The sequence below is a fragment of the Neobacillus sp. SAB-20_R2A genome (assembly GCF_049568635.1).
Taxonomy (GTDB): domain Bacteria; phylum Bacillota; class Bacilli; order Bacillales; family Cytobacillaceae; genus Neobacillus; species Neobacillus citreus.
Window position 1 is genome coordinate 3,124,643 of the sequence record NZ_CP145895.1, and the last position, 25,782, is coordinate 3,150,424.

19 protein-coding genes are annotated in these 25,782 nt (G+C 38.1%); 4 read left to right on the top strand and 15 right to left on the bottom strand.

Annotation, left to right across the window (positions count from 1 at the left end; genetic code table 11):
* The 12 genes from V5M37_RS15245 to V5M37_RS15300 form a co-directional block, all read right to left on the bottom strand.
* Positions 1-447, bottom strand: coding sequence for a hypothetical protein (locus tag V5M37_RS15245; protein WP_423798032.1), 447 nt, complete (start codon positions 445-447; stop codon positions 1-3).
* A 252-nt stretch (positions 448-699) separates the two neighbouring features.
* Positions 700-4,821, bottom strand: a complete 4,122-nt coding sequence (locus V5M37_RS15250; protein ID WP_423798033.1) for a tetratricopeptide repeat protein — start codon at positions 4,819-4,821, stop codon at positions 700-702.
* Positions 4,822-5,232: 411 nt separating this feature from the next.
* Positions 5,233-6,639: a dihydropyrimidinase gene (hydA, locus tag V5M37_RS15255; protein ID WP_423798034.1), complete on the bottom strand. Its 1,407-nt coding sequence runs from the start codon at positions 6,637-6,639 to the stop codon at positions 5,233-5,235.
* On the bottom strand, positions 6,606-7,430 hold the full coding sequence (locus V5M37_RS15260) for a fumarylacetoacetate hydrolase family protein (protein WP_423798035.1): 825 nt from the start codon (positions 7,428-7,430) through the stop codon (positions 6,606-6,608). Before V5M37_RS15260 ends, hydA begins: the two co-directional genes overlap by 34 nt.
* On the bottom strand, positions 7,430-8,185 hold the full coding sequence (locus V5M37_RS15265; protein ID WP_423802628.1) for an SDR family NAD(P)-dependent oxidoreductase: 756 nt from the start codon (positions 8,183-8,185) through the stop codon (positions 7,430-7,432). The genes V5M37_RS15260 and V5M37_RS15265 overlap by 1 nt, the downstream gene beginning before the upstream one ends.
* Positions 8,186-8,222: 37 nt before the next feature.
* Positions 8,223-9,599 carry a cytosine permease gene (locus tag V5M37_RS15270; protein WP_423798036.1) on the bottom strand — a complete coding sequence of 459 codons (1,377 nt, stop codon included), beginning with the start codon at positions 9,597-9,599 and terminating at the stop codon, positions 8,223-8,225.
* A 210-nt stretch (positions 9,600-9,809) separates the two neighbouring features.
* Positions 9,810-10,466 (bottom strand): GntR family transcriptional regulator, encoded by a 657-nt coding sequence (locus V5M37_RS15275; protein ID WP_423798037.1) that lies wholly within the window; start codon positions 10,464-10,466, stop codon positions 9,810-9,812.
* A gap of 156 nt (positions 10,467-10,622) precedes the next feature.
* Positions 10,623-11,096 carry a DinB family protein gene (locus V5M37_RS15280; protein ID WP_423798038.1) on the bottom strand — a complete coding sequence of 158 codons (474 nt, stop codon included), beginning with the start codon at positions 11,094-11,096 and terminating at the stop codon, positions 10,623-10,625.
* Positions 11,097-11,138: 42 nt separating this feature from the next.
* Positions 11,139-12,173, bottom strand: a complete 1,035-nt coding sequence (locus tag V5M37_RS15285; protein WP_423798039.1) for an alpha/beta hydrolase — start codon at positions 12,171-12,173, stop codon at positions 11,139-11,141.
* A gap of 215 nt (positions 12,174-12,388) precedes the next feature.
* Complete coding sequence (gene helD / locus V5M37_RS15290; RefSeq protein ID WP_423798040.1) at positions 12,389-14,692, bottom strand: RNA polymerase recycling motor HelD; 2,304 nt, start codon at positions 14,690-14,692, stop codon at positions 12,389-12,391.
* A gap of 89 nt (positions 14,693-14,781) precedes the next feature.
* Positions 14,782-15,960 (bottom strand): macrolide family glycosyltransferase, encoded by a 1,179-nt coding sequence (locus V5M37_RS15295; RefSeq protein ID WP_423798041.1) that lies wholly within the window; start codon positions 15,958-15,960, stop codon positions 14,782-14,784.
* Positions 15,961-16,078: 118 nt separating this feature from the next.
* Positions 16,079-16,570, bottom strand: a complete 492-nt coding sequence (locus tag V5M37_RS15300) for a GNAT family N-acetyltransferase (protein ID WP_423798042.1) — start codon at positions 16,568-16,570, stop codon at positions 16,079-16,081.
* 298 nt (positions 16,571-16,868) lie between these two features.
* On the opposite strand from V5M37_RS15300, the gene V5M37_RS15305 reads away from it, so the two are divergent.
* Together V5M37_RS15305 and cls are read left to right on the top strand one after the other, a co-directional pair.
* Positions 16,869-17,435 (top strand): acetylglutamate kinase, encoded by a 567-nt coding sequence (locus V5M37_RS15305; RefSeq protein WP_423798043.1) that lies wholly within the window; start codon positions 16,869-16,871, stop codon positions 17,433-17,435.
* A gap of 138 nt (positions 17,436-17,573) precedes the next feature.
* The gene (gene cls, locus V5M37_RS15310; protein WP_423798044.1) at positions 17,574-19,028 is read left to right on the top strand and encodes a cardiolipin synthase; all 1,455 of its coding nucleotides are present in this window, start codon (positions 17,574-17,576) and stop codon (positions 19,026-19,028) included.
* Positions 19,029-19,145: 117 nt separating this feature from the next.
* Here cls and V5M37_RS15315 read toward each other — a convergent pair whose 3' ends face one another.
* Complete coding sequence (locus V5M37_RS15315; protein WP_423798045.1) at positions 19,146-21,053, bottom strand: 3'-5' exonuclease; 1,908 nt, start codon at positions 21,051-21,053, stop codon at positions 19,146-19,148.
* A 235-nt stretch (positions 21,054-21,288) separates the two neighbouring features.
* Between V5M37_RS15315 and V5M37_RS15320 the strand changes: the two genes are divergently transcribed.
* A complete protein-coding gene (locus V5M37_RS15320; RefSeq protein ID WP_423802629.1) occupies positions 21,289-21,675 on the top strand; it encodes an ABC transporter ATP-binding protein in 387 nt (128 codons plus the stop codon).
* A 533-nt stretch (positions 21,676-22,208) separates the two neighbouring features.
* On the opposite strand, the gene V5M37_RS15325 is transcribed toward V5M37_RS15320, so the two are convergent.
* The gene (locus V5M37_RS15325) at positions 22,209-23,414 is read right to left on the bottom strand and encodes an SEC-C metal-binding domain-containing protein (RefSeq protein ID WP_423798046.1); all 1,206 of its coding nucleotides are present in this window, start codon (positions 23,412-23,414) and stop codon (positions 22,209-22,211) included.
* 237 nt (positions 23,415-23,651) lie between these two features.
* Between V5M37_RS15325 and V5M37_RS15330 the strand changes: the two genes are divergently transcribed.
* Positions 23,652-24,353, top strand: a complete 702-nt coding sequence (locus V5M37_RS15330; protein ID WP_423798047.1) for a hypothetical protein — start codon at positions 23,652-23,654, stop codon at positions 24,351-24,353.
* Positions 24,354-24,576: 223 nt separating this feature from the next.
* On the opposite strand, the gene V5M37_RS15335 is transcribed toward V5M37_RS15330, so the two are convergent.
* Entirely contained in the window at positions 24,577-25,761 is a 1,185-nt protein-coding gene (locus V5M37_RS15335) for a thiolase family protein (RefSeq protein WP_423798048.1), read from the bottom strand.
* Between the last annotated feature and the right edge of the window lie 21 nt (positions 25,762-25,782).

Below are 25,782 nucleotides of genomic sequence, written 5' to 3' on the forward strand. Positions count from 1 at the left end.
TTAGACTCCTTTCCGATAGTGATAAAGTTTCGTAACAGATCCAGTCACATCAGAAATGAACCCTGATATGATCAGGATTATGAACATCATCTGTGACGGCTGATAGATAACCAGGGATCCCATTGCAAGTAGAAAGCCGAAAATAAAGACAAAAAAAGAATTTCGGTTTGCTTTCAAGTCAATTAACTTATCCAGTTCATCAGCGAATGTTGGTTCTTTTTCTCCAGTTGTCATTCTAAATAGGATATTGAAAAGAATGCTGATAATAATGTGGGCGACAATTGAAAGCAAAGTCAGGATGAGGACGAATGAACCCCAATAGCGAAAGGTTTCCAGCGACTCCAGCCCCCTTTCAGGGTGACGTGGGTACATGTACAAGCAATAAGTTCCAAAAATGAGTATGGCGCTGATTAACGATACGATGCTTTTCTTTTCTTGATAAGTCATGGTTTCACCCCTTACTTTATTTTTTTTTATATTTGGTAAAATCTGTTATACATAATGTAATATAAACTTTACATTAAGTAAAGTATATTTTACAAAAATAAAACCGGACATCGCAAAATGGGCAATGTACCGGCATGTGCTTTTATAATTTTGCTTTCATTCTAAAAATGTTTAGGCCATTCTACCATTATCTTGCTCATCCATGAAAAGATTTCATCCCCTTCTAAACAGCAAATTTCTAAAAATTGCCCATCAATGAAAACTTCGAGGATTTGCCGAAATAAAATCCATCATATCCAAATTATTCTCTTTAATAAATTTATTTGTTTTTTGAGGATTATTCAGTACTAAGAGCAGTTTCATCATATTTTGGGTACAAGTGTGTAAATTCTTTTTATCCATTTTATGATAACTTTTCATTATTTTGATAGCATTATTTAAATAATTTTCTGCTAGTTTCAGGTTTTGGGGTTTTCCAAGGTAAGTTTCAAGCATTCCACTGTAGTTATATGAGATAGCAAGTGCCTTACTATTTGGTCCAAAATGACGCTTCGTGTTTTCTATGAGATATGGCAAATACTTCTTAGCCTTTTCATACTCTTTATCTTTCTCGTAAAACTTAATGAGTATGTCAACGAATTCAATATATTTCTTACTTGGAAGAATTTTAGGATACCAGCCTTCCACTTCTTTTTCTAGAAAGGAAATAACCCCCTTAATATCGTTTGATTGTAAATAGTAATTCATAATGGTATGGGTAATTCCCACAACATAATATTCAAAGTTATCTAACTTCATGATTTCCAATGCTCTGCAAAGCAAAGGAAGTCCTTTATCCTCTTGTTTACTGTCTAAATAGCAATGACCTAAAGCTGCTATGCTTTGACCAAGATCTGGACTTAATGGTTCAAGAATCTTTTTCTTAATGGAAATTGATTTTAATAAAAGTTTTTCTGCCTTCCGATATTTTTTTGTTTCTAAACTGATAAGACCAAAACTGTCTAACATTTGAGCAAAGTAAATGTTTTCTTCTTCCCCGACACCATAAATAAAAATTTTCAATGCCTTCCTGATATATTGCTCTGCTCGCAAATCATTCGGGTTTTTGGAATACAAGTACGAAGCATAACTTTGATAGGCTAAAGCTATATCCTTATGCAAAGGAGGCAGTAGCTTTTCAAATAGGCTCATCGAATCATAGAGAAGTTTCTCTGCTTCAGGGTGTTTCAGCTCTTTATATATCGAGCCAAGTGAATTCATTACCTTTACAGTTTTATAATTCTCTAATCCATATTTTTCCTTATTTTTCATAAAGGCTTCTTCAGTTACAGAAGCCGCTTTATCGTACTCTCTAATTGATTCGTATAACCTGCCAAGATTATGTAAAACATCTACTTTCATTTCTTGATATTCAGTATTATCTTTAGTATCGCAAATTTTTAATAAGTCTTTATACATTCGCTCAGCATCAGTATACTTTTCACTATTTTTATACGCTACTGCAAGATTGTTCATAATTGTCATTTTTGATGTCTGATCAAGCCCGTTAAATTCCAAGACCTGATTGTAGTATTTGATAGCCTTGGGATAATCCCCAAGATGACGGTAGTTGATTCCAAGGTTATTTTTAACCGCTATATCAAGCTCCTGCCATTCAGATCCATTTGTTACTGGATAAATTTCTTTTAATAACTTAATTGCTTCTTTATAGTCTCCTGCCTCATAGTAAATAGCTGCTTTTTGGTTTAAGGCTTCTATCGTGTGGAAATCCTTATCGCCAAAGTGTTTCATACTTAATTGAATAGTGGAATCACATTGATTTAGAGCGTTGTCAAATTTTAAATTCCCTAAGTCGTATTGAATTATTTGGTGAGAAAATTTCAAAGTTCGTTCAATCATTGTTTCATCTGTTGCATAGCTTCCGTGCTTAAAGGCAGATTTTAATAGAGGCACAATAATTTCCTCTTCTAAGTCCTCCTCAAGCATTTCACTTAATTCCTCGTCAATAAGCTTAAACATTTGAACATGTTCATTATTAATCTCGGAGTCTTTTCTTTTTAGCAAATATCTCATTTCTAAAAATTCTTTATAGACAGAGTGGGCAAATAGGTAATATAACGAGGATAAACTAGTTTTTGAATAAAAACGGACTAAAATCATATATGTAAATTCAATTTCATCTAATACGTTTTGACTTACCTCTGCCTGTTCATTTCCAGTTACATATTTTAACGCTGATTTTATACTCATAGGTTCCCCAATAAAAGCGCCTGCTTCGAGAAAATGAATCAACTTTATTCCTAAATTGCTGTGGAAATGCTTGCTTAATCGTGAGATTCTTTCCTCTAACACCGCCTGTATCATTGGAGTAAATTTTTCGGCCATTCGGTCGGTTTGCTCACTGGAAGCATACCATTCATTCAAGTTTTTTCGAACAAGCGCCGCTAGCTCCTGAGGATGGTTTTTAGCCCAGTTCCACCTTTTATATTCGGAATCATAAACGAAAAGGGAAGATTGCTGATTTAAGGAATCTTGGAACAAATTCACGGTTTCCTTTAAGAATAGAGGTTCTAATTGTTTTCCCTTGTCAATCTGAAACCATTCTGCAAGCGCAGTTGCTACTGTTTCCGTCAAATTCTTTTGTTGATCATTTTTCATAATTTCCGTTAAGTACTTTTCAATATCTTTTGCTTGGAATCCCTCGATTTTCATCAAGGTGTGTTCAAGCATTTTGTGCAGTTTTTTAAAGTGCTCTAATCGGACAAAAGAGTTTATTCTACTGATACTGTCTGACTGTCTTTCTAAAAATAAAAACATAACCGGGATTCTCATATTATCCAATTCATCAAGCAAAAGGGTAAAAAACATCGCTGATTCTTCGTCCATCCATTGGAAGTCGTCGACAATCCAAACAAGGGTTTCATTATTTTCTTTAATCTTTTCAAGCAATTTTAACGCATCTTGGGTAAGTCCCTTTATAATTTCTTGAATGGAATTTCCGTTCTCCTGGTTAGATATATTTAATGAAGCTATATTATAGGTCGTATCCTGGAAACTGTTTTTAAGCTCTAAGGAATCCTTTATTGCTGAAACGCCGGAAATCACTTCGCCTATAGCCCCTAAACTGGCACCTTTAACACTTAGTATCGGTGAGAGCAAACTTTCCATATCAGAAGAAACATTAAATAATCTGCTTAAAGAAGACACCTTTTCTTTCACTTTTTCATTCCCGACTAAAACGTTTTTAATTCTTCTAGTAAAGGTGGGATTAATTTTGACGTTTAATTTATTTATGGCATTGCGAATTTCCGTTAGACCTTTACTTACCCCAATCAGTTCGGAACTGTAATTTGTGTTAACAAAATGAATTTTTGCAGCATCCACCCTAAGCAGTTCGTCCCTAAATTGCTTGGCGATTGTACTTTTCCCCATGCCAGAATTTCCAGCCAGTGTCCTAATCATTGGTTTAGATATATCTTTGGCAATAGCAAAAGTGTCTTTTAATGAAGAAATCAGCTCATGCCGACCAACAAAGACGTCTTCACTGTTTGGCATATCAGGAATATATTTAATATATAAATCATCAACCATTTTGTATCTTCTTAAAAACCAGCGCCACAATTTTAATTGAGGGTTTATCATGTCATCCTCGAAATAGGAATCCGCTAAGCTGTCCCGAGGCTTTAAGTTCCCCCACTCTAAAATGGTCACTAGCGGACTAGTCGCTTCAATATTATCGTAAACAGAAAACAAACCCGTTTCCTGAGCAATCTGAGTCCTTGAAAATTGGTCTTTGAATAAGCTGTAATAAGTAATTAAAAATTGAAGATCTATCGTGTTTAAGTTCTCGGGATGTTTTATATGTACGAAAATTTTTTTTGTATAATTCAATGTAAATAGTAATCTGGTCATAGCCAGAATGAGTGTATCCAATTGGTTGATATGTTCTTCCTCTTCCTTAAATTTCTTAAGAGCCTTCAGCGCGAGCTTGTGCTTCTCTTCTTTCTCTTCATCTTTATTGGTCCATTGCGTGACTGTAATTAAAGAGCCTATCCAAGGAGCCATCAAGTAAATAAAACCACCAGTCAGCAGCTTTCCACTTAGAAACAAGCTTATTTTTGTGGTACCAAAACCTATTTTCTTTAAATTATCTATTAAGTTTGGTGCCTCTTCTTGGTAAAAACTGTATAATTCACGTACGATGACATGAATTAAAGAATGCTCAGCATGAGCATCAAAAGAGATATAGATTTCTTCCTTATTCTTAACTTCTCGGATAAATTCCGGCAGGCCTTCTTTACGATCTCCGTCATAAATCTCATAAACAAAAGGGTAGTTACTATCTATAGCTTTTAATTCCCGATATAATTGCATGGCATTTACTCCTTTTTAAATCTTGAAATCCCAAATAAGTAATAATATGCTCAATTCCTTTAGTACCTGCTCTTTGTTACATTTTTGGAATCTATTAAAATATTTTCTTTTTTAACTCTATTTTAAATTACATTTTATGATTTGTTTAGGTCTTATTAAGTAGTTTAAACACAAAAAAATTTAAGAAATGATAAATTGTGATTTGTATAATTAGTAAAAAAGAAGGGTTCGCAGGAATTTCTGCTAAACTGGAGGACTACCTCAAGAATAAAAAATGCTGGAAGGGAATAAAGAGCGCCAACATTCAAAAGAGAGTAAAACCATTTCGATTTTACTCTCTAATTGTGCTCATATTTATCATATTGAACCTTAAAACGTATCCCAGTTGACCCTTGGGCATTAAGATATTTTTTAAGTATTTTTTGATAACTCAAACTGTTTGTTATGAAGCCGGTCTCGATAAATATATTTGCCTCGTCCCTGTTCTCCGATAAAGATTGCATCCTTTACAATCAACTCGCCACGAGATAAAACATTCGTAATCAAACCTTGAACTTTCATACCTTCATAGGCATTATAATCCAGATTCTGATATTGGGTTTCAGCTGTAATCACTCTTGAACGGTTAGGGTCAAGAATCACTATATCTGCATCCTTACCAACTGAAATGGAGCCTTTTTTCGACATTCCAAACAATTCAGCAGGACCCGTACTGATGATTTCTACAAATTTCTGCAACGAAATCCGTCCTTCGTTTACACCAAAATGATACAAGAGTGAAAAAATATCTTCCAGACCAGGCACACCATTTGGTATTTTTGAAAAATCATCTTTGCCAAGAGTTTTCTGGCCTTCAAATCGGAACGGACAATGATCCGAGCCAATCACTGAAATAATTCCGTTACTGATTCCATTCCATAATACATCCTGGTTCCATTTCTCTCTGAGTGGCGGAGAACAAACATATTTGGCGCCTTCAAAGTTTGGCAAATCTAAATAACTGATATCCAAAACCAAGTATTGAGGACAGGTTTCGGCAAAGGCTTTGACCCCGCGTTTCTTTGCTTCGTCTACTTTCTTTAAAGCATCGGCACAGCTGACGTGAACGATATAGACCGGTGCATCGGCAGCCTCGGCAATGGCAAGCGCTCTGCCTGTAGCTTCAGCCTCCAAAACTGTAGGCCTGGTATATCCATGATAAATGGGAGCTGTTTTTCCTTCAGCGATGGCCTGTCTAACCAGTTCATCAATGACATCACCATTTTCAGCATGAACATTGGTAATAATTCCAAGCTCTCCGGCCTTTTTCATGATCTTATACATTTCAAGGTCATTAACCATCATTTCGCCTTTATATGCCATGAACAATTTAATCGAACTGACACCATATTCTTCTGCTAAAACAGGTAATTCTTCTAGGACTCTATCACTATATTCATTGATAATGGCATGCAGCCCATAATCGATAACAGCTTGATTTCCTTTTTCAATCCACTCTTTTTGAGTATCAATTAAAGATGCTCCTCTTTTCGGGTTCGTAAAGTTAATAATACTGGTAATCCCGCCTACTGCTGCTGCTTTCGTTCCACTTACAAAATCATCTGCAGTTCCAGTACTCTGAAACGGCCAAGCAAGATGGGTATGAACATCTATGCCACCTGGAAAAATGTATTGATTACTGGCATCGATAATTCGGTCTCCGTTTTCTGGTTTGACTGTCTGTGAAATAGAAGTAATCGATTCTCCTTGTATCTCAACGTCTGCTTTAAAAACGCCTCCGGAAGTCACAATGGTACCGTTTTGAATAATTGTCCGCACTTTTCTATCCCTCCAAACTCACTATCTACACATCTAGTGACAGTATTTTCTAATGTTCCTATATTTTCAATATAAGCTTCAACTTTATCTCCAATTTGCAAAGGACCAGCTCCACCGGGGGTCCCAGTCAAAATAACATCACCCGGGAATAAAGTTGTGATTTGCGAGACAAATTCTATCAGTTTGTAACAATTAAAGCTTAGATTTTTAGTGTTAGAGTTTTGCTTTACTTTATCATTTACCTTAAGCACGATTTTTAAGTTGTTTACATCCTGTACATCTGTCTCAATCCACGGGCCTAAGGGGCAGAATGTATCGAATCCTTTTGCTCTCCCCCATTGGCCGTCTATTTCTTGCAGATCCCGCGCAGTAAGATCATTGCCAATCGTATAGCCCAATATATAATTGCTAGCTTCGTGATAAGAGATATTTTTAGCTGTTTTCCCTATAACAATGGCGAGTTCTACTTCGTAATGAAGATTTTTTGTGTGTTTTGGGTAAATAATATTTTCATAATGTCCAATAATACTATTAGGCGGTTTTAGAAAAAACATAGGCTCCTTTGGCAGGGATTCGCCAATTTCTTCCGCATGGTCTTGGTAATTAAGTCCGAAGCCAATTATTTTTGAAGGTCCAACAGGTGCTAATAGTTTTACTTGATCAAAGAAATAGCTTTCAGTGCCGATTTCGTAGCTATTGAAAATACTCCCCTTGATAACATGAATTTTTTCTCCATCTACTACACCATATTTAACCTCCGTATCCGGGGTTTCAAAACGAACATATTTCATTACAGCATTACATCTCCGGAATTGGGACCAAGCGTCTGTCCTGTATAAATATTGCCATCCGGATCGGACGCTAGCAATACGGCGGTAGGCGCCACTTCTTCGGGCCTGCCAAATCGTCCTAGAGGGAGTGAACTTTGTTTTCTTTCTTTCCATGCTTCGTCATAGCCTTCCAACAAGAAAGGAGTAGCGATTGGACCTGGTGCAATACAGTTTGCAGTAATGCCGTATTTGCTCACTTCTCGTGCTACTGATTTTGTAAATCCGATCACTCCTGCTTTAGAAGCCGCATAATGGGCATTTTCTATTCCACCTATTTGACCTAATTGAGAAGCGATATTGATAATTCTCCCAAATTTTCTTTCTAACATATGTGGTAAGACATTTTTTACACAAAGGAATGGTCCACGCATGTTCACCTTAATCATTCGGTCCCATTCTTCAACTGTTAAATCCTGAACATACCCTTGATGGGTAATCCCAGCACTGGTAACGAGAATATCGATAGCTCCCAGACCCTCAAGGGCTGCTTGAACCATATTATCTACTTGGTCAACTTCACTTACATCTCCTTCAATCAAAATTACTTTTCTTCCATATTGTTCTTCAATTTGTTCCTTTAGGGCATTGGCCTGTTCTTCGGTTTTAAAGTAATTTATAGCAAGGTCTGCACCCTCCCTGGCATATGCAAGGGCGATTTCCTTTCCAATTCCAGTTGATCCACCGGTAATTAACGCCTTTTTCCCTTGTAATTTCATCAATAACCTTCCTCTCTAATTCTAAAAATATGGTAGATTAGTTAGCACTAAAATTTACTGAATCATTTTTTGTGTCGTCAGTAAGTAAAGGATCGTGAATCTCAAATTTCTTTTCGACTCCTGCTTTCTTTAGGATTAAGTAAATAACAAAGGTTGAAGGAAACCCAACCAACCACGCAACATCAAGGTTGTTGAAAGAGATGATGGCTCCAATCAACATTGCCAAGAAAGCTGCCGGACTAAACCCTTTAAAATACCGGTATGCGCGGGTTTCTTGGTTATAAAGATAATCAAGGTTAAGTTTGCCTTTTCTTAAAATCCAATAATCGGCAATTAAAATACCCAAAACAGGTCCTAGGAAAGATGAGTAGATATTCTGGAAAGTAAAGAACCATTCACTTGTAAAAAGTACCCAAGGCATCGTGACGGCTGATAAAGAGGCTGAGATAATCGCACCTGTGGACCACTTTACTTTAAATAAATCTTGAAAAGCCAACGCAGCAGGTAAGACACTAGTAGTTAAGTTAGAGGTGATTTGTGCAAGAATAATGAATACCATTAGAATTAATCCAAAGGTTTTATTAGGCGCTAACGCCATTAACCCTGCAATAGGATCGTCATTTCCATTTGCAATAAAAATGAGCATACCAATAAGCACCATGGAAATCCAAGGCGGGATAATGCCGATAAAGTTACCAATAAACCCGGCTTTGCCAGTCGCCGGTCTAAGCTGGCGTCCTAAGTCAGAGTTATTGAGCATAACTGTCGCCCAGTTCGCCGTTGCAGCCGAAATTCCACCAAAGAAAAGGATTCCCCATGATCCTGGTGTGTGAGTATACTTACTAAAATCCAATTGACCTTCGAAAAGAATGATTCCAAAGAAATACACCAAGATGACACAAATTACAGTCGCAACCGCAGCGTTGAACCATGTAATATCCTTGATTCCCCGATATGATAGAAAAATATGAATGATGGTTAAAATAAAGAAATAAGGAAACTTCATTTCAGGTAAGCTGAAAAGAGTCATCATGACTTGATTAATTGCTAATGCTCCTAGCCAAGTACCTATTCCGTACCAACAGATAGCCGGAACAATACGAAGGATATAAGCTACTTTTGCTCCTTTATACCCAAAGCTTGAACGGAGTTGAACAATAAATGGGATTCCATTTTTGATGCCAGCAAAAGAGTTTATAGTACAAAAGGTCGCTACAAGCACACCAGATATAACACCGACAGCTAAGACCTGATATAGGTTGAGTCCGCCCTTTAATAAAAAGGTCCCAATCGCCATTACCTGAATAATTATTGCAGTAGACCAGAAAGAAAGTACGTAAGGTGCCAAAGTCAAAGGTCGGTCCTTTTCGGGTATAGGGTTAAGACCATTTAAATCAGTTCCATTTTTATCCATCATAAATCCCCTTTCAAAGGTACTTTTTGTTTTAGTACCCTAATTGATTTACTTACTCATATTTTTATGTGACAAAGACGTGACTCCGCTCCCAGAACTAATTACATACTCACTACAACCTTTTTATTGGATTATGTCATTTCATCCCCTTCTAATAACCTCACCTCCTTAAAATTTTAAAAATTTTTCAAATTCATCGATTCATGTATTTTAATGATCAAGAAGCTTTTGTTTAAGGTAAGACCAGTCATTTTCAATGTGTATACGTACTAATTTTTCTACCTCTGATTTATTTTTGCTCTTCAATGCATCTAGGATTAATCTATGTTCTTCTAAATAATCTCTAGGTCTGCTGAATTCCTTGAGTTCTGCGTTTCTGAACAATAGAATTAATGAACTCAGGCGATCATTGATTTCTATTAACCTTTTATTGCCGGATGCACAAACAATTAAGTCATGAAAATGTGTATTCGACTCTACCACTTCTTCAAATGATTGATTTTGGTATGCTGCCTCAGCTTGTTGAATATATTTTTCCAGCTGTGATAAATCAGAGTTGGACAGAGTGTCAGCAGCTAAATAAGCAGCGTATGGTTCCGTGGCTATTCTGCATTGATAGACCTCCTCGATATCCTCGAATTGCATGGGAAAGACAATTAAAGCGTTTTCAACATTTATAATGAGACCATCCTGCTCTAACATTCTAAGCGCTTCGCGGACAGGTGTTCTACTTACATTTAATTCCTTTGCAATTTTCGCCTCAAGCAGTCTTTCCTTCGGCTTTCTCTGACCGGAAATAATTTGTTCCCTTATAAGTCGATAGATCTGTAAATGAAAAGGGACACTACGAACTACATTGTTATTCAAAAAGACACCTCCCATACTGTCGACAATATACCATCGACCGTTTACAAAAATTGTAACATAAATAAATATAAATTCAATACTATTTTCTGAAAATTCATTAAATTAGGAAATTTGAATCAAAAAAAACAGCCTTAGAGGCTGAGGTGATAACTGTTATTAGCTGGAATATTCCTTTTTAATATGTTCCTCTATTTGTTCTCTATGTTTTAAGTCATGCTCGATCATTCCTGCAAAGTACTCACCTATTGTCATGTGTTCTCTTCCAGGGTAAGGTTCGGTGAATGTTCCTTCTGGGATCTTTTGTAAAAAGTACACAAGTTCCTTTCGAACAGTGATAAACTCCGTGATGAGCGCCTCTTGGGAAATACCTGATCTAGCATATTGTGATGCATTTTTATTAACAGCTTCTACATCTATATTTACCTCTGGAAATTCCTCATGATGATAAATACAGGCTACTCTATTGGTTATTAAAAATTTGTCCCATGAAATAAAATGGGAAATAACATCTGCAATCCCCCATGCCCCTTCTTTAAAAGGCCTAAACCAAAGATCATTTGAAATTTCCTTTAAAGAATCAACCCATTCTACTAAACTTATTTTTTCTTTGATAATTTGATCTTTTCTCATTTTTCCTTTAACTCCTTAACTCTAATGTTCTTGGTAGGTACGTTATGAACCTTGCGCCTCTAATAAATGGCTTATAAGTCTTTGCTCATTTTCTCTTGCATCGTCAATGTGAAAAGCATGTGAGGATTTCTCAGACCAATATAATGATTTTCCTTTGGGGGCATCAAGTACTTCGAAATATCGAGTGATGAGTTCAGGCATGACATGTTTTTCTTTCCTTCCATGGATAAATATAACCGGTAAATTTAAGGATGGCGCCTCGCTGAAAAAATCAAATGAATTGATGTCGTGGATGATTGCATCTGTATACGAAAGCTTAAAACCTCTCACAAGAGAATTATAAATATCTATTAGAGAATAATCCGGCGAACGCAGCATGATTTTTAGCCCTGAAAAAAAGGTAGCAGACTTTTTGTCACCTGCATCATAAAACATAGTACGATATTTTAACTGCCATTTCCTGATAACAGACCACTGTTTAAAATCCTTCGTATAAGGCGGTTCTCCCACGGCCGCAAGCTCCGCTAACGCCCGTTTGTTGTTTGTCTCAGTGGCCTTCTGCACCAGCCACTTATAGCTTAACTTATCATTTTCTACCCAGTTCGTAATCTGGGAAAAACCCGTATAGGAATAGTATTTTTCCGGATATTTGTACGCAAGGTATAAACCGATTACACTTCCCCAGGAATGAGCCGCCAGATGCAGTTGGTCTTGCTTGAACCGAGATCTTAAATAATCTGTGACATCTTTGGCATCATCGATAAATTGCTTCAAGTTCATGGTTTCTTTTGGTATATCTTTGGAAAAAGATTTTCCTGTACCGCGTTGGTCCCAAAAAACCACGGTAAAATGTTTAATTAATTCTTTGGTGGTCATGACCAATGTGTAATCAGTGCCTCGATTTGATACACCAGGAACAGGCATACTGGGGCCTCCATGAATAAAGAGCAGGACAGGACTTCCAGGTTTTTCAGTCTGGATAAGGATGCTTTGTTTAATACCGCCAATTGGAATAGTTTCAATTTGGCTGATTCCGTTCTCCGTGATCGTATAATCACTTTTTTTAAAAATTTTCATTTGAATCTTCCCCCCTTTTTCATTCATATAAAATAGAAATCTTATAAGCTGATTATAACCTAATTTACATTATCTGGATTGCGATCTTTTCCAATAAAGAAAGAATCTTGAACACAAAAAAACTGCCAGAATATTTCTCGCAGTTTTGAGACACAGGGACGGTTCTCGTATCTCATTTTCAAAGTGAAAATGAGGCAGAAGAACCGTCCCCGTGCTTACTCAAAATGAATAGATTCCGCCCTATTTAATAAAAAGTCCGCCTGTTCTCTCCCATACAGATACAAGCGGTGCATAGGTCTTGTCATTGAGACGTACAACAATTTGATGTCCAGATCTGCTTGTGAGTATGGTTCTTCTAGGCAGACGAGCAATACAGCATCAAACTCCAAGCCTTTTGATAAATATGATGGCAAAATCACGATATGCCCCTTCTTCATTTCTTGTTTTTCTTCTAATAACTGTATTGGAAGTTGGCTATTTTCCAAGAGTTGTTGTATTCTCTGGCATTCTTTATCGGTACGTCCAATAATCGCAATGGAGTGCAGCTCTTCCTCTTTGAGTGAGGATATATCCTGTTCCAGCAGCAGCCTCACCTGTTCCAATTTCACAGGATCAATCTTTTTATAGAGTGGTTTTTGACCATGACGAATGACAGGTTCGACCTTCGGCAATTCCTGATCAATCAATATCAGGATATCGTTTGCCAAGTTCATGATTTCGACGGTTGTCCGATAGCTTTTTTGAAGAGCTTGGTAATTCGCGTTCGGAAAAATCTCCTTCAAAACCGGTGTCCAGCTATTCAAGCCCCGATAGGAGTGAATGCCTTGTGCCAAATCCCCCACTATGGTGAACAAGTCTGTTTCAAAGCCTTCTTTTAATGCAGCAAATTGAAAATAGCTGTAATCCTGTGCCTCATCAATGAAAATACTGCGCATTTTATATTTTTCATCAATGCCTTCTAGCTTTGCCTTCATATAAAAAAGCGGGGCTAAATCCTCAAGTTCGTATGCACCCCGTTCAAAGATACGCTGACAATATTTACTTAGAACCTTACATTCTTGATCAGTCAGAGTGGTGGAATGCTTTTGAAGCATATCTGGAGAAGTCATTAGTTCCTTATACAAGGTAAAAATATCTTTCATGTCAAATGCATCCATATATTTCTTTACAGCGACCTTTGCCTCCTGCTCGATCCTCTTTTTCCGTTGCTCCTTCCTTTCCATTAAGGTGACCACTTTTTGCTTTCTTTTTTCTGGATCCTCCCTCCAGTTATAAAGAACTTTTTCTAGTGCTTCCTCATATTTTTTGTTCAGTTTTGATAACATAATGGATTTTTTCCTTTTTAGATCATCTTCTAAAAGGTTTTTTATTTTTCCAAGCCTTTTGTAAATTGGCAAGTACGTATATTCTTTTAAAAACAATCTTTTAAGCTTTTTCCCTCTCATGAGCACGGAAATTTCAATCACAAAATCCTCTTCTGGGGCAAGATTGTTTTCTAATTCCTTGATATATCGGTTGATTAATTCTTTAAATTCAAGTGAGCCTTTATAACTAGAAACCCATTGCATCGATTTATTGGATCCGTTATTTTCAAGGAGCTTCATCAACTTGGAGTTAGGTGAAAAAAGTTTTATTTTCTGGCCTAGACAGCTTCTCATAAAATCGATATAGGTGGTTTGATTGATTTTGTTGACACCGAGTTCCGGTAAGACGGCAGAAATATAATCAATAAACAGTCGGTTCGGTGCTAGTATCATTAATTTTTCGGGAGGAAATTGAAAGCCAAAGGAATAGAGAAAGTAGGATATTCTATGGAGTGCAATCGTTGTTTTCCCGCTTCCGGCCGCTCCTTGAACAATGATGGGGTGCTTCAGAGATGCCCGAATCACTTCATTTTGCTCGTTTTGGATGGTCGCGACAATTTCTGTTAAGCGATTGTCTGCTTTACCTGACAAAGATTTCTGCAAAAGTTCATCATGTGTAGTTAAATCGATATCACTGATTTCTTTTAAGTATCCCTCAACAATGTCATATTGTCTCTTTAAAGATAAATAACCTGTTTGGGTCTCCCCATAGGCGTCATAGGACACCTCTCCGAGCCGGCCGTCATAGTAGACATTGGCAATCGGCGACCGCCAATCCACAATAATCGGTTGCTGTGTGACACGGTCAAACAGTGACACCTTGCCTATATACAAAATTTCTTCTTTTTTCGTACTGTCACTCGTGAAATCAATCCTTGAAAAATATGGTTTGCCAATCACGCTCTCCAGCCGTTTCAATTCACTTTCCGCTAATTCAAGAAAACTGGCATTGGCGAGGAGATCTGTGTAGCTCGTACTGCTATCCTTAGAATTCAGTTCAGCAAAGGATTGCCTCATATTTTCAACGAAAAATCTTCTATTCCCCTGCGAAATTTCCAAAACAGTCCGAATATATTCCTTCGTAAACTCTAAGCGCTCCAGTTCTGCTTGATAATCTTTATGGCCACTCACAGACACTTGATCTTTAGTACCCATCCTATATTCACCTCACTAAGTGACACACGGGGACGGTTCTCGTGCCTCACTTTCTCTAGAAAATGAGGCAAAAGAACCGTCCCCATGCGTCAATTTTTAAATTTAAAAATCTCATCCACAGCTTGGTGGTATCCACCGGATTTTTGAAAAGATTCTCCAATGCTTACAGCAGCGTTTTGGAAAGATGATTGTTTTAACACTTGATCCACAGCTTCATTGAGTTGATTTTCAGTTAGGTTTTGCATTTGTAGTGTAATACCGGCCCCGAGTTTGGTAACTTGCCCGGCGATGATTGGCTGATCCGCGCTTTGAGGGATGACAATGAGCGGAACCCCGTTATAGAGACCCTCATGGACACTGTTCATTCCGCCATGGGTGATGAAAATCCTCGTGTATTTCAACACATCTGTTTGTGGAACATAATTTTTTACAATGAAGTTCCTAGGAATCTCCCCTAAATCGGATAAATGCGTTTTTTCCCCAATAGACATGATAACAGTATGGTCAGTGTCCCCAAATGCCTGAAAACAAAGCTTATAGAAATCTATTGCTTGGTTAAAGACAGTACCTAGTGAAATGTAAATTAGGTTTTTTCCCTGAATTGTAGGTAGGTCGAAGTTTTCTTCCTGTGTTCGTAAAGAAATGGATGGACCTACAAATTTGTACGATTGGTCAAATGTTTCTCCAAAAGGTTGAAACTCCCTTGTTGTATAAACGATTGTGAGTGGTGCCGGGTTACAAAAAACTTCGTATGGAGAATGGATCTCCACATCATATTTTTCTTTTATATTTTTTGTGAGGTTCTGATACTCATCATGAATTTCTGTTGGGATATTTTGTGAAAGATGTTCCATCATTTGATCAAATGATGCTTTTGTCTGTGCAAAAGAAGTACAAGAGTTAACGGCCGGAAGCTTCAGTATGTGTGCTAGTATTCGTCCACAACCAAACATGGAATCGTGGATGATGTAATCAAACTGTTCCCCTTCTATTTGTTTCAGAACACTAGGGATCATGATATCTGCCGTTCGCAAAAGACCGATGATTCTTTCGAGTAAATACTTTCTTCCACCTGAAATAAAAGCTTTTATAAATTTCTCACCATCAAACGTTCTTACAGTGGCGCCCGTCTTCTCAACACGGTCTCGAAAAGCCTCTATGGTAAAGTATACTACCTCTTCTCCACGCGAAACAAGCTCCCGTACAACTCCAAGAGTCGGATTAACATGTCCTTCAGAACCACCATTAATAAACAAAACACGTGCCATAATCAACACTCCTTAGCTAATGAGGCATGGGGACGGTTCTCGCGCCTCACTTTATTGACAAAAGTGAGGCAAAAGAACCGTCCCCATGTTTCATTCACTCCATCTAAATAGAGTTAAATCATAATGATAATATTTTAACCATATTGTACCAGATTACACCGCCGAGCTCCGATTTTGAAACCCCCATGTTGACATATCCAAATTTTTCATAGAAGCCAATTAAGTCTTCTTTACATGTAAGTGTGATGGTTTCACGTTTTTTTGCAGTCGCTGCTTCTTCAATATGCGCTAGTAACGCCGCTGCTACACCGCGGGTTTGAAAATGCGGGGTAACTGCTATTCCAAGGACACTTTGATGTCCGCCTGTCATTGGATTAGCCTTGATTTCCCGAAATAAGTCATCTGTAATAAATGGTGTATCGATCACGGGTCCATTAACAAAACCTACAAGCGCACCTTTCCTTTCAGCCACAAAGAAACTATCTGGTATTAAACGAATCCGCTTTTCAAATGCTTCTTTCGTCGCAGCCTCTTCTATTGGAAAACACAGGCTTTCAATGATAGTAATCTCAGTTAGATCTTCCATTTTAACATTACGGATATTCAACATTTTCAATTTGCCTCCAAATTCCAATAACTTCTTGGTGCTAATTCCCATTTGCCCCTACAAAATATATAAGACTTCCACTTTATAAATAATTAATTATCTCCATCTACTACTATAATAGGTTTTTGTTCAGAACAAAAGTAAAGTTTTACATTTATGATGCACGGGGACGGTTCTCGTGCATCACTTTCACTAGAAAATGAGGCACGAGAACCGTCCCCATGTTTCATTTTAAATGTACAAGCACTTTTTTTGAAATGGAATATACTGAAACCGAGTTTGAGTGTTTGGGGGTGAGACTATGAAACCGTGGTTCAACACTGATGGTATTAGTGAACGGGAAGATCGTTTGAAAAGTTCTATGCGTTTGGTTTGGGAACAGCACGTATATTGGACAAGATTGACAATCAATAGCATCGCTTTTAATTTACCTGATCTAGCCGCGAATACTGCACGACTTCTCCGGAATGCCACAGATATGGGAAATTTATTAAAGCCTTTCTATGGAAATAAAATAGCAGACCAGTTCGCCAACCTAATAAGGGAGCACCTGGTCATTGCTGCAGAACTGGTTACAGCTGCGAAAGCTGGCAATCAAAGAGCTGTGGCCGATGCACGGAGAAGATGGTATGCAAATGGAGCAGAAATTGCCGAATTCCTAAGTAGAATCAATCCTTTTATATCAAGAAGGGAATTCCAAGAAATGTTTTTCGAACATTTGGCCCTTACTGAAAGGGAAGCAGTATTAATACTCCAGCAAAATTTTAAAGAAAGTATTGCAGTATTTGATAAAATTGAGTTGGAAGCTTTAGAAATGGCGGACACCATCACCTTTGCCATTGTGAAACAATTCCCTAGGAAGTTTTAAATAGACCATGTGGACGGTTCAGCCCGCTTTTTTTTAAGAAAGAATATGCATTGGGAACCGTCCTTCTGGAATTTCCTTGGCTTTTGCTGCAAGAATTATATATATTGAAGTAAAGAACTTGGCGCTGGAGAGGTACCAATGGAAATACAAAATATTAATACTATACTCATCGCACTTACTACTGTTTTAAATATATTATTTGCCATTGTGGTGATTTTTGTTGAGAGACGGGATGTCAGTTCTACCTGGGCGTGGCTTTTAGTCTTATTTTTTCTGCCCATTCTAGGGTTTTTGGTCTATATCTTTTTGGGCCGCCAGTTAAAGCAAAAGAATTTCTATAAACTTTCAGAAGAAGAGAGACGTTTTTTAAATGAAGCTGTAAATGTGCAGATGGATCACTTAACTCGTTCTGATTTTTTACATAATCCTTTGCTTCAAAGGTATGGGGATCTTATTAAAATGAACATGAAGTCATCGAACGCCTTACTATCCAACGATAATGATGTAAAGATTTTTCATCACGGAAAAGACAAGTTCGATGCGTTGTTTCAAGATATTCAGAATGCAAAAATCGAGATTAATTTGCAATATTACATCATTCAGCGTGATTCCTTGGCGGTAAGGTTACGGGATGAACTGACAAAGAAAGCAAAGGAAGGGATACGGGTTCGCGTTCTCTACGATGAAGTGGGTTCACGGCGGATGAATCGTTCCTTTTTTAAGGAACTTATTGAGTCTGGCGGCGAAGTGGAAGTGTTTTTTCCTTCTTTTTTAAAATTAATCAACTTCCGGATTAATACAAGAAACCATAGGAAGATCTGTATTATTGATGGCGAGATTGCTTATATTGGCGGATTCAATATTGGTAATGAATATTTGGGGCTGGTTAAAAAGTTCGGAAATTGGCGCGATACTCATCTACGAATACTGGGGGAGGCAGTCAATCATATTCAAGGAAGATTTGTGCTAGATTGGAAGCAAGCAACGAACCAAGAAACGATCAACCATGAAGCCTATTCTATGAATCAGGAGCGGCATTGCGGAAATAGTGCCATCCAAATTATCGCCAGCGGTCCGAACTCCACGACCGAACATTTGAAAAATATGTATTTGAAGCTGATCATGTCGGCGCAAAAAAGTGTCTATATCCAAACACCCTATTTTATTCCCGATAGCAGCTTTATGGATGCATGCAAAATCGCCTTACTTTCCGGGGTAGATGTTCGGATCATGATTCCCAGCAAGCCTGACCATCCCTTTGTGTACTGGGCAAACTTGGCTTATGCCGGTGAGCTTTTGTCGTACGGTGCAAAGATTTTGTTATATGAAAATGGGTTTTTACATGCCAAAACGATATTGGTGGACCAAGAGGTAGCCTCAGTCGGGACCACCAACATTGATATGCGCAGCTTCAGGCTAAACTTTGAAGTCAACGCCCTCATCAATGATGAAAAGATTGCTCATGATTTATATGACTTATTCGTAGAAGATTGCAATCATAGCTTCGAACTAACCCTTTCACGATACCAGGAACGATCCGGGTTTGTGCGATTCAAAGAATCCATATCCCGCCTTCTGTCACCGATTTTATGAATCAGGATGACAAGAAGTGTGTTCTGGGTGATGCACGGGGACGGTTCTCGTGCATCATTTTCAGTAGAAAACGAGGCATAAGAACCGTCCCTGTGTTTCTTACTTATGAATAATTATTCAATTGACCTTTTCCATACCATCTTTCTTCTTGTTTCTTACCATGAGGATTTGATCTAAATATTTCGTGTACTCTGATTCTGCAGAATAAGACAAGCACAAATACTCCTTCGCCCTTGTCATCCCAATATACAATAGAGAGACCTCCCTCTCTTTATAGTCTTCAAGCGGAAATGGCATCGAATCCACATTGACAATAAAGACCGCACGAAAATCCAGGCCCTTACTGCTGTCAATAGTGCTAATTTTAACCTCGCCATCATCTTTTTTATAGGAACGCTTGGAAACATCATTTTCAGTGATCCAGAAAAACGGCAACCCTACTTCAGACAGAGAACGCTTAATAATATCAATAATCGGATACTGATGTGTTCGTTTCACCCTATAAAGGATTAACATTTCATCAAAAGGCACTTTTCGATCTTCATTCAACTTCTTAATCTGGCGGGCAACCAGTCTCATTTCATTAAAGAAGTTGGTCGACTTTAAGATGCCAGGCTCAGGTCCTTTCCTCTTTGTGCTTTGCGGCGCAATGATTTCCCCTTCCAATTCCCGATTAACGACTTTATTTTTAAACATGGAATGTTCACGGTAGAAATCCCAAGCAAACTTGACAATCTGCTGGGTGTTTCGATAATTGATCGACAACACCTTTGAACGTCCTTGAAAGCTCAAACCTGTGTCTTGAAGGTAGGAGCGTTTGCGTTTGTAAATGGTCTGTGCCCTGTCTTCTACTAATAAGAGTGATTGAGTATCAGCGTTGATGAGCAAGCTCACTAGCCTTAGCCAGTCGGCTTCAAAATCCTGTCCTTCGTCAATCAAAACCGCATCATACGTTGGAAGAATCGCTTCTTTACGCTCGATTTTTTCAATAATTTCAGGCAGCTGCTGCTCCTTGATTTTTAAATCATTCTTTAACCAAGAATGAAAATTACGAACGATGATGTTTTGATTTTGCACATTCTTAACATTTGGATCAAAATCGAAAAGATCCTCCGGTTCATTCAACATGTATGTAATCATTTGATGGATGGCATTAGCCAGAGAAATATTGTAACAGAGAATTAGGATTTTCCAATTAGGGTTTTGTTTTGACAACATTTTCGCCCGGCTTGCTAAAATAATCGTTTTCCCGCTCCCGGCAACCCCGCGAATCAGGCGGTTCTTATCACCAATCTGCTTTGCCAAATTCTCTTGGTGAAGATCCATTGTCTTTATATCATGAAGCGATAACAATAGTTGATCTTGATAAGGGACAGGCGCTTTAAATTCAGCACTAATCCGGACTTCAGGGAATAAATGATAACGAATGGCATTAATGTCCTCTAATGAAAGTGGCTCCCTTAGGCGAAACGGGACGACAAACATATTCAGGATCTTTTCCATTAAAATCTCTTCTGAAAATCCTTCCTTCTCCGGGTCAATTTCATCCCTTGTCAAACAAAGGTGAGGTTCAATAACCGTGTAAAGCCCCTCTTGTACAAAATCCTTGGAAAACATCCTCGTAAATACAACACCATGGCCATATGGGAATTTTAATTGAAATTTATATTTTCCATCCAATTGAACAAGGTTTTTATCTTTTTTCAAGACATCCACAACATGGAACATATTATCCCTGGCCTGCTTCATTGGACTTTTAATGACTGCCTGATCGCCGGAAGTTGTCACAATATGCCATTCATCGTGATTTAGTTGGAATAATGTATTTTTTGTATAATCTTTCACTTCCAGCACAACGATACCGAGGTCAGGACCAATAATCACAAAGTCAGGCCTTTTGCCTTGTATCTCAGGCTCGAAGTACACTATGTAATCATCTGGAAGATAGGTTTTCAAAGTTCGAAAAAATAACCGTTCTCCCGTCGTGGCTGATGATCGAATAGTTTCAGGAATCGTAATCGCCATAACAACCGCTCCAAAATTTGCAATTTTCTCCATTATACTACAAATAGTGCGTTTGACCTAAATAAAAGATGCATGGGGACGGTTCTCGTGCCTCACTTTTGCTAGAATATGAGGCACTAGAACCGTCCCAATGTTTCAACAAAAGTATTGTCATTTCGATAGGACTTATTTCATAATAGAGTGGAAGATTTATCCTAGTAAAATTGATACATATGAGAACTCTTATGAAAGTGGAGTGGAGATATTGATTAAAGGAATTCTTGATAAATTTTTTAAGACAACACAAACTGCGCCTCAACCAAAGGAACCGACCATCAGCCAAGCGGATGTCGAGGCATTAATTAATGCAAAACTGAAAGAGCATGCAGCGACAATTGAAAATGTCGTTGCGGAAAAAGTCAGCGAAAAACAAACGGCGGGCGAAGATGATTATAAATTAACCGCCAAACAAATAGAGTATGCTCTTTCTATACTCGATAAAGTAAAGAACGAATTCCAATTAGCAATAGCCCCGACTGAATTAACCGTTAAAGATTTGAATAGGTTAATTGCTTATCAAAGGTATAAGAATAAAGGGACGCTAATTAATTTGGTGAAAAAGGGTGTACTAAGGAAAAAATAATGCCACACGAGGACGGTCTCGTGCATCACTTTCACTAGAAAATGAGGCAAAAGAACCGTCCCCGTGCATCAACATAAGTCCCTCATAAATATCTGTATCTATTTAGTAGTTTCATTTTTTAAATCATCGGTTATAATAAAAAGTATAAAGCATAAAATAAAAAGACCGAACATGCAGCAACATGTCCGGTCCAGCAATAGACGGTTCCCTCTAAGGGGGTCGGCTTGGTAGAAGGTAATCCACCTGAGCGCGCTAACTCAAGGGTGGATTATTTTTTCGATCTAAATGACAGTATGCTTACGATTAAACTAGCAAAACCAATCGCAAACATTAATGATTCAAAAACTGTCATCCGGCATCACCCCCTTTCTATTTGGGAGTGTTGCCGACCACCCTTGAGAAATCCTATTCTACTGCATTTAAATTATACCATCCACTCGAAAGTTAGAACATACGTTTCATAAAAAGATTTCTATCCTCATCAATTGCTGCTGAAATCAAAGTTCCCCAACACAATCAAGAATAGCTAACCATTATCTCCCACAGCAAACTTTAAACTTTTTACCACTTCCACAAGAGCATGGGTCGTTTCTGCCAATTTTCCTTCTTGTATTAAAATCAACCACATTCTCTTTCTGACCTGGTACCGTCCCTAACGATTGCTGCTTGTTGGAGGATAACTCCAATGGAGCATAACCTTTAAGAATCCATCGTCTCGTGTTATTCATGAAAATAACAGCTTGATCCATGCAATCTCTGACGTCATCTATATTTGCGAATTCCAGAGTCTTTGATAAAAATTGCATAACCTGATTCGGACACACGTCATTATTAGTCATAAAAACACACTCTTCCACAATTTCATCGGCTTTTTTCCTTGGGATTTCATAATTTCTAGTTAGAAATTGAACGAATTGGTTATAGATATCGTTTCGCTCGACATAACCAGGTTCACCGGCTTTAATCAGCTGATCTTTAGAAAACGGGTAAAATTCCAATTTCTGTCTCTTCTGTTGTTCCTGTGTTACTTTATCCGGGTTATTAACTCTTTTATGCGAATATCCCTTAGAATCATTAGAGATTATGCCATAGTATGAACTGGCTTGACGAATAATTTTTAGATAATCTGCAAGACGGATTGGTACTTCAAAATATCGATTTAGCAAATTATCTAACTCATCGATATCTACTGTACCATAATAGTAAAGAAGCCCCTGGGTAAGCTTAATCCACTCCGAATTTCTACGGCAAACGGACAGAACTTGCTCGTCATCCTCTTGAAAAAACGGACTATTAACAATCTCCTCAGGAACGACCAAAATCTTTTCCCCTTTATACGTGCCGGTAAAAATAATCCCATATTCACGAAAAAAACTAATCTGCCGCGATTCAATCATGGGCGATGCAATAGAACCGCCCTTTCGGACAATTTCTTTTACAAGGCTATATTGCTCGAAGTCCATATTCCTGCAAATCTGTTCAAGCATAGCAGGAATCTTCGCACTCAATAAATCGGCTAAATCCCCTTTTTTCAACTGGCTGGCCCCACTTATTTCCAAGCGTTGCCTAATCTTACTTAAGTCTTCTTTTGAAAAACGCATTAGTACGTCTTTTAACGAAATAGGAATAGAGATCTCGCTCCAGTTTCTTAACTCCTGCTGATGTTGAAGTCTCTGTTTCGTTTCTTGTAATCCATGTAGCATTCTATTTATTGCTTTTTCTAATTTTATATCAGTCAATCGGGCCACCCCAAAATAGTTATGGATTTCAATTTACTATATAAAAATTATATCAGAGTTTAGTTGAGACTATAATCAAATATGTCCTAGTAAATCGTCCCCGCTTAACTTAGAAATTGACTTGCAAAAAAATGGTCCATTTTTGAGGAAAGTGATTACTATTTAAATTGTATTCAGCACCTCATTTAGAAACAAAGTGAATGATCAATTCGTCTAATCTTAAAAGGGGTGCTGTCTATGAAAAATTGGGCTATCTTTATTTTGATTATATTCGCCTTAACAGGTTGCCGCTCTACACCATTTGATGGACATGCGGTAATTGATTGGGTTGATTTTGTTAAATGGGACGGTATTGAATACGATGGGATTTACTCGGGTGTTTTGGCTGACGAAGAGTACCTTGGAGATAAAATTGGGACAGTAAAATTCAAGGTAGCGGACAATGTCAAGAATCCAAATTATAAAATTCGCGATGGAGATGCAGCGTTTCATGAAAAAGGCACAGAAATTTATGCTATTAAAGGTGCTCCACAATTTATTGCCGTAAAATCTCACCGCGAAATTAATGGGTATCGTGTTTATTATTCAAGAAAGGATCTCGATTATAAATGGCACTTTAAAGATATGCCAGTCGAGAAAGTGAACCGAATAGAGATTTATCTTGCTTACCAGCCGGAAGGACCAAAAAAATTGGTAAACATAGATAACCCAGAAGAGATAAAAAAATTTCTTCAAATTTTAAATGAAGGTGAGAGTAGTCCAAATTTCCAGCCTAATATGGATAAAGGTAATCCCACTGTTTATGACATGGTCTTTTATACGGATCAACCTATTGCCTATAAATATAATTTACTGTTTGATGGTATCACCTATTATTGGCATCCATGGGATACAGCAATATTATCAAATGGAATCGGTGATTTTCTGCCAAAACAATAAAAATATAAATATAACTGATGCACGGGGACGGTTCTCGTGCATCACTTTTACTAGAAAATGAGGCAAAAGAACCGTCCCGTGGTGCAGTCGATACAGAGTCTGCCTGAGCGGATGAAGGTGTGAAAATTATTGTTTACTCATGAATAAAGCCGACTACTCCGTTTTTGTGGATAGTCGGCTTTTAATCTTAAATCAATGAATCTTCAAACTGAAATACTCCTTCTTACATCCTCTCAACCATAATCGCCATGCCTTGGCCGCCTCCAACACATAGTGTTGCGATTCCGAATTTTTCTTGACGGTCAATCAATTCATGGATGAGCGTTGTCACGATACGGGCACCAGTTGATCCAACCGGATGACCAAGCGCAATAGCGCCCCCGTTCACATTGACCTTGTTTACATCTAGCTTTAGTTCACGAATACAAGCCAGAGCCTGAGAAGCAAAAGCTTCGTTTAATTCAAAAAGACCGATATCTTCTACTTTTTTCCCTGTACGTTCTAATAGTTTTGTAACAGCCGGAACCGGACCAATCCCCATTATTTCAGGTGAGACGCCTACAGCTGTCCAATCCACGATTTTCGCAAGCGGTTTTACCCCTAGGCGTTCTGCCTCACTTTCTTTCATTAGAACTAATGCAGAAGCCCCGTCATTCCTACCGCATGCATTCCCTGCCGTAACGGTTCCGTTTGCCTTAAAAGCCGGCTTTAGGGTTGATAGTTTTTCCAATGTTGTGTCTGGGCGTGGGTGCTCATCTGTATCAATGATCCGTGTACCTTTTCTTTCCTTCACTTCGACTGGCACGATTTCTGCCTTAAACTTTTCATCAGCTATAGCTTTTGCAGCCTTTCTTTGACTTTCCACTGCGAAAGCATCTTGATCCTCTCTTGAAATTTGATACTTCTCAGCTACATTTTCTGCGGTAATTCCCATCCCTAAGTTTTTTCCATATATTTCTTGAGGTTGCTGTCCGGCTTCTGCGTTGGAATCTACTAATATCGTACGATCTCCGCCAAAACGTGCATTTCTTAAATAAATGGGGCCATTGCTCAAACTTTCCGTACCGCCGGCAACGACGATTTTAGCCTGATTTGAACTGATTTGCTGGGCAGCAGAAGCAATAGCCTGCATCCCAGAGGCACATAATCTATTAACGGTAAAGGCAGGGGCCGTTTCAGGAATACCTGAACGGAGGGCTGCAACCCTTGCTACATTCGAGGATTCAGTGGTTTGTCTAACCTCTCCGAAAATAACCTCATCTACTTGTTCTGGAGCTATATTTGCTCGCTTAACGGCTTCTGTAATGGCAATACTCGCCAAGTGGCCTGAACTGATATCTTTAAATGCACCGCCATAACGTCCAATTGGTGTTCGAACAGCACTAACAATCACAATATTTTCACTCATGTTTTTCCTCTCCTCTACACA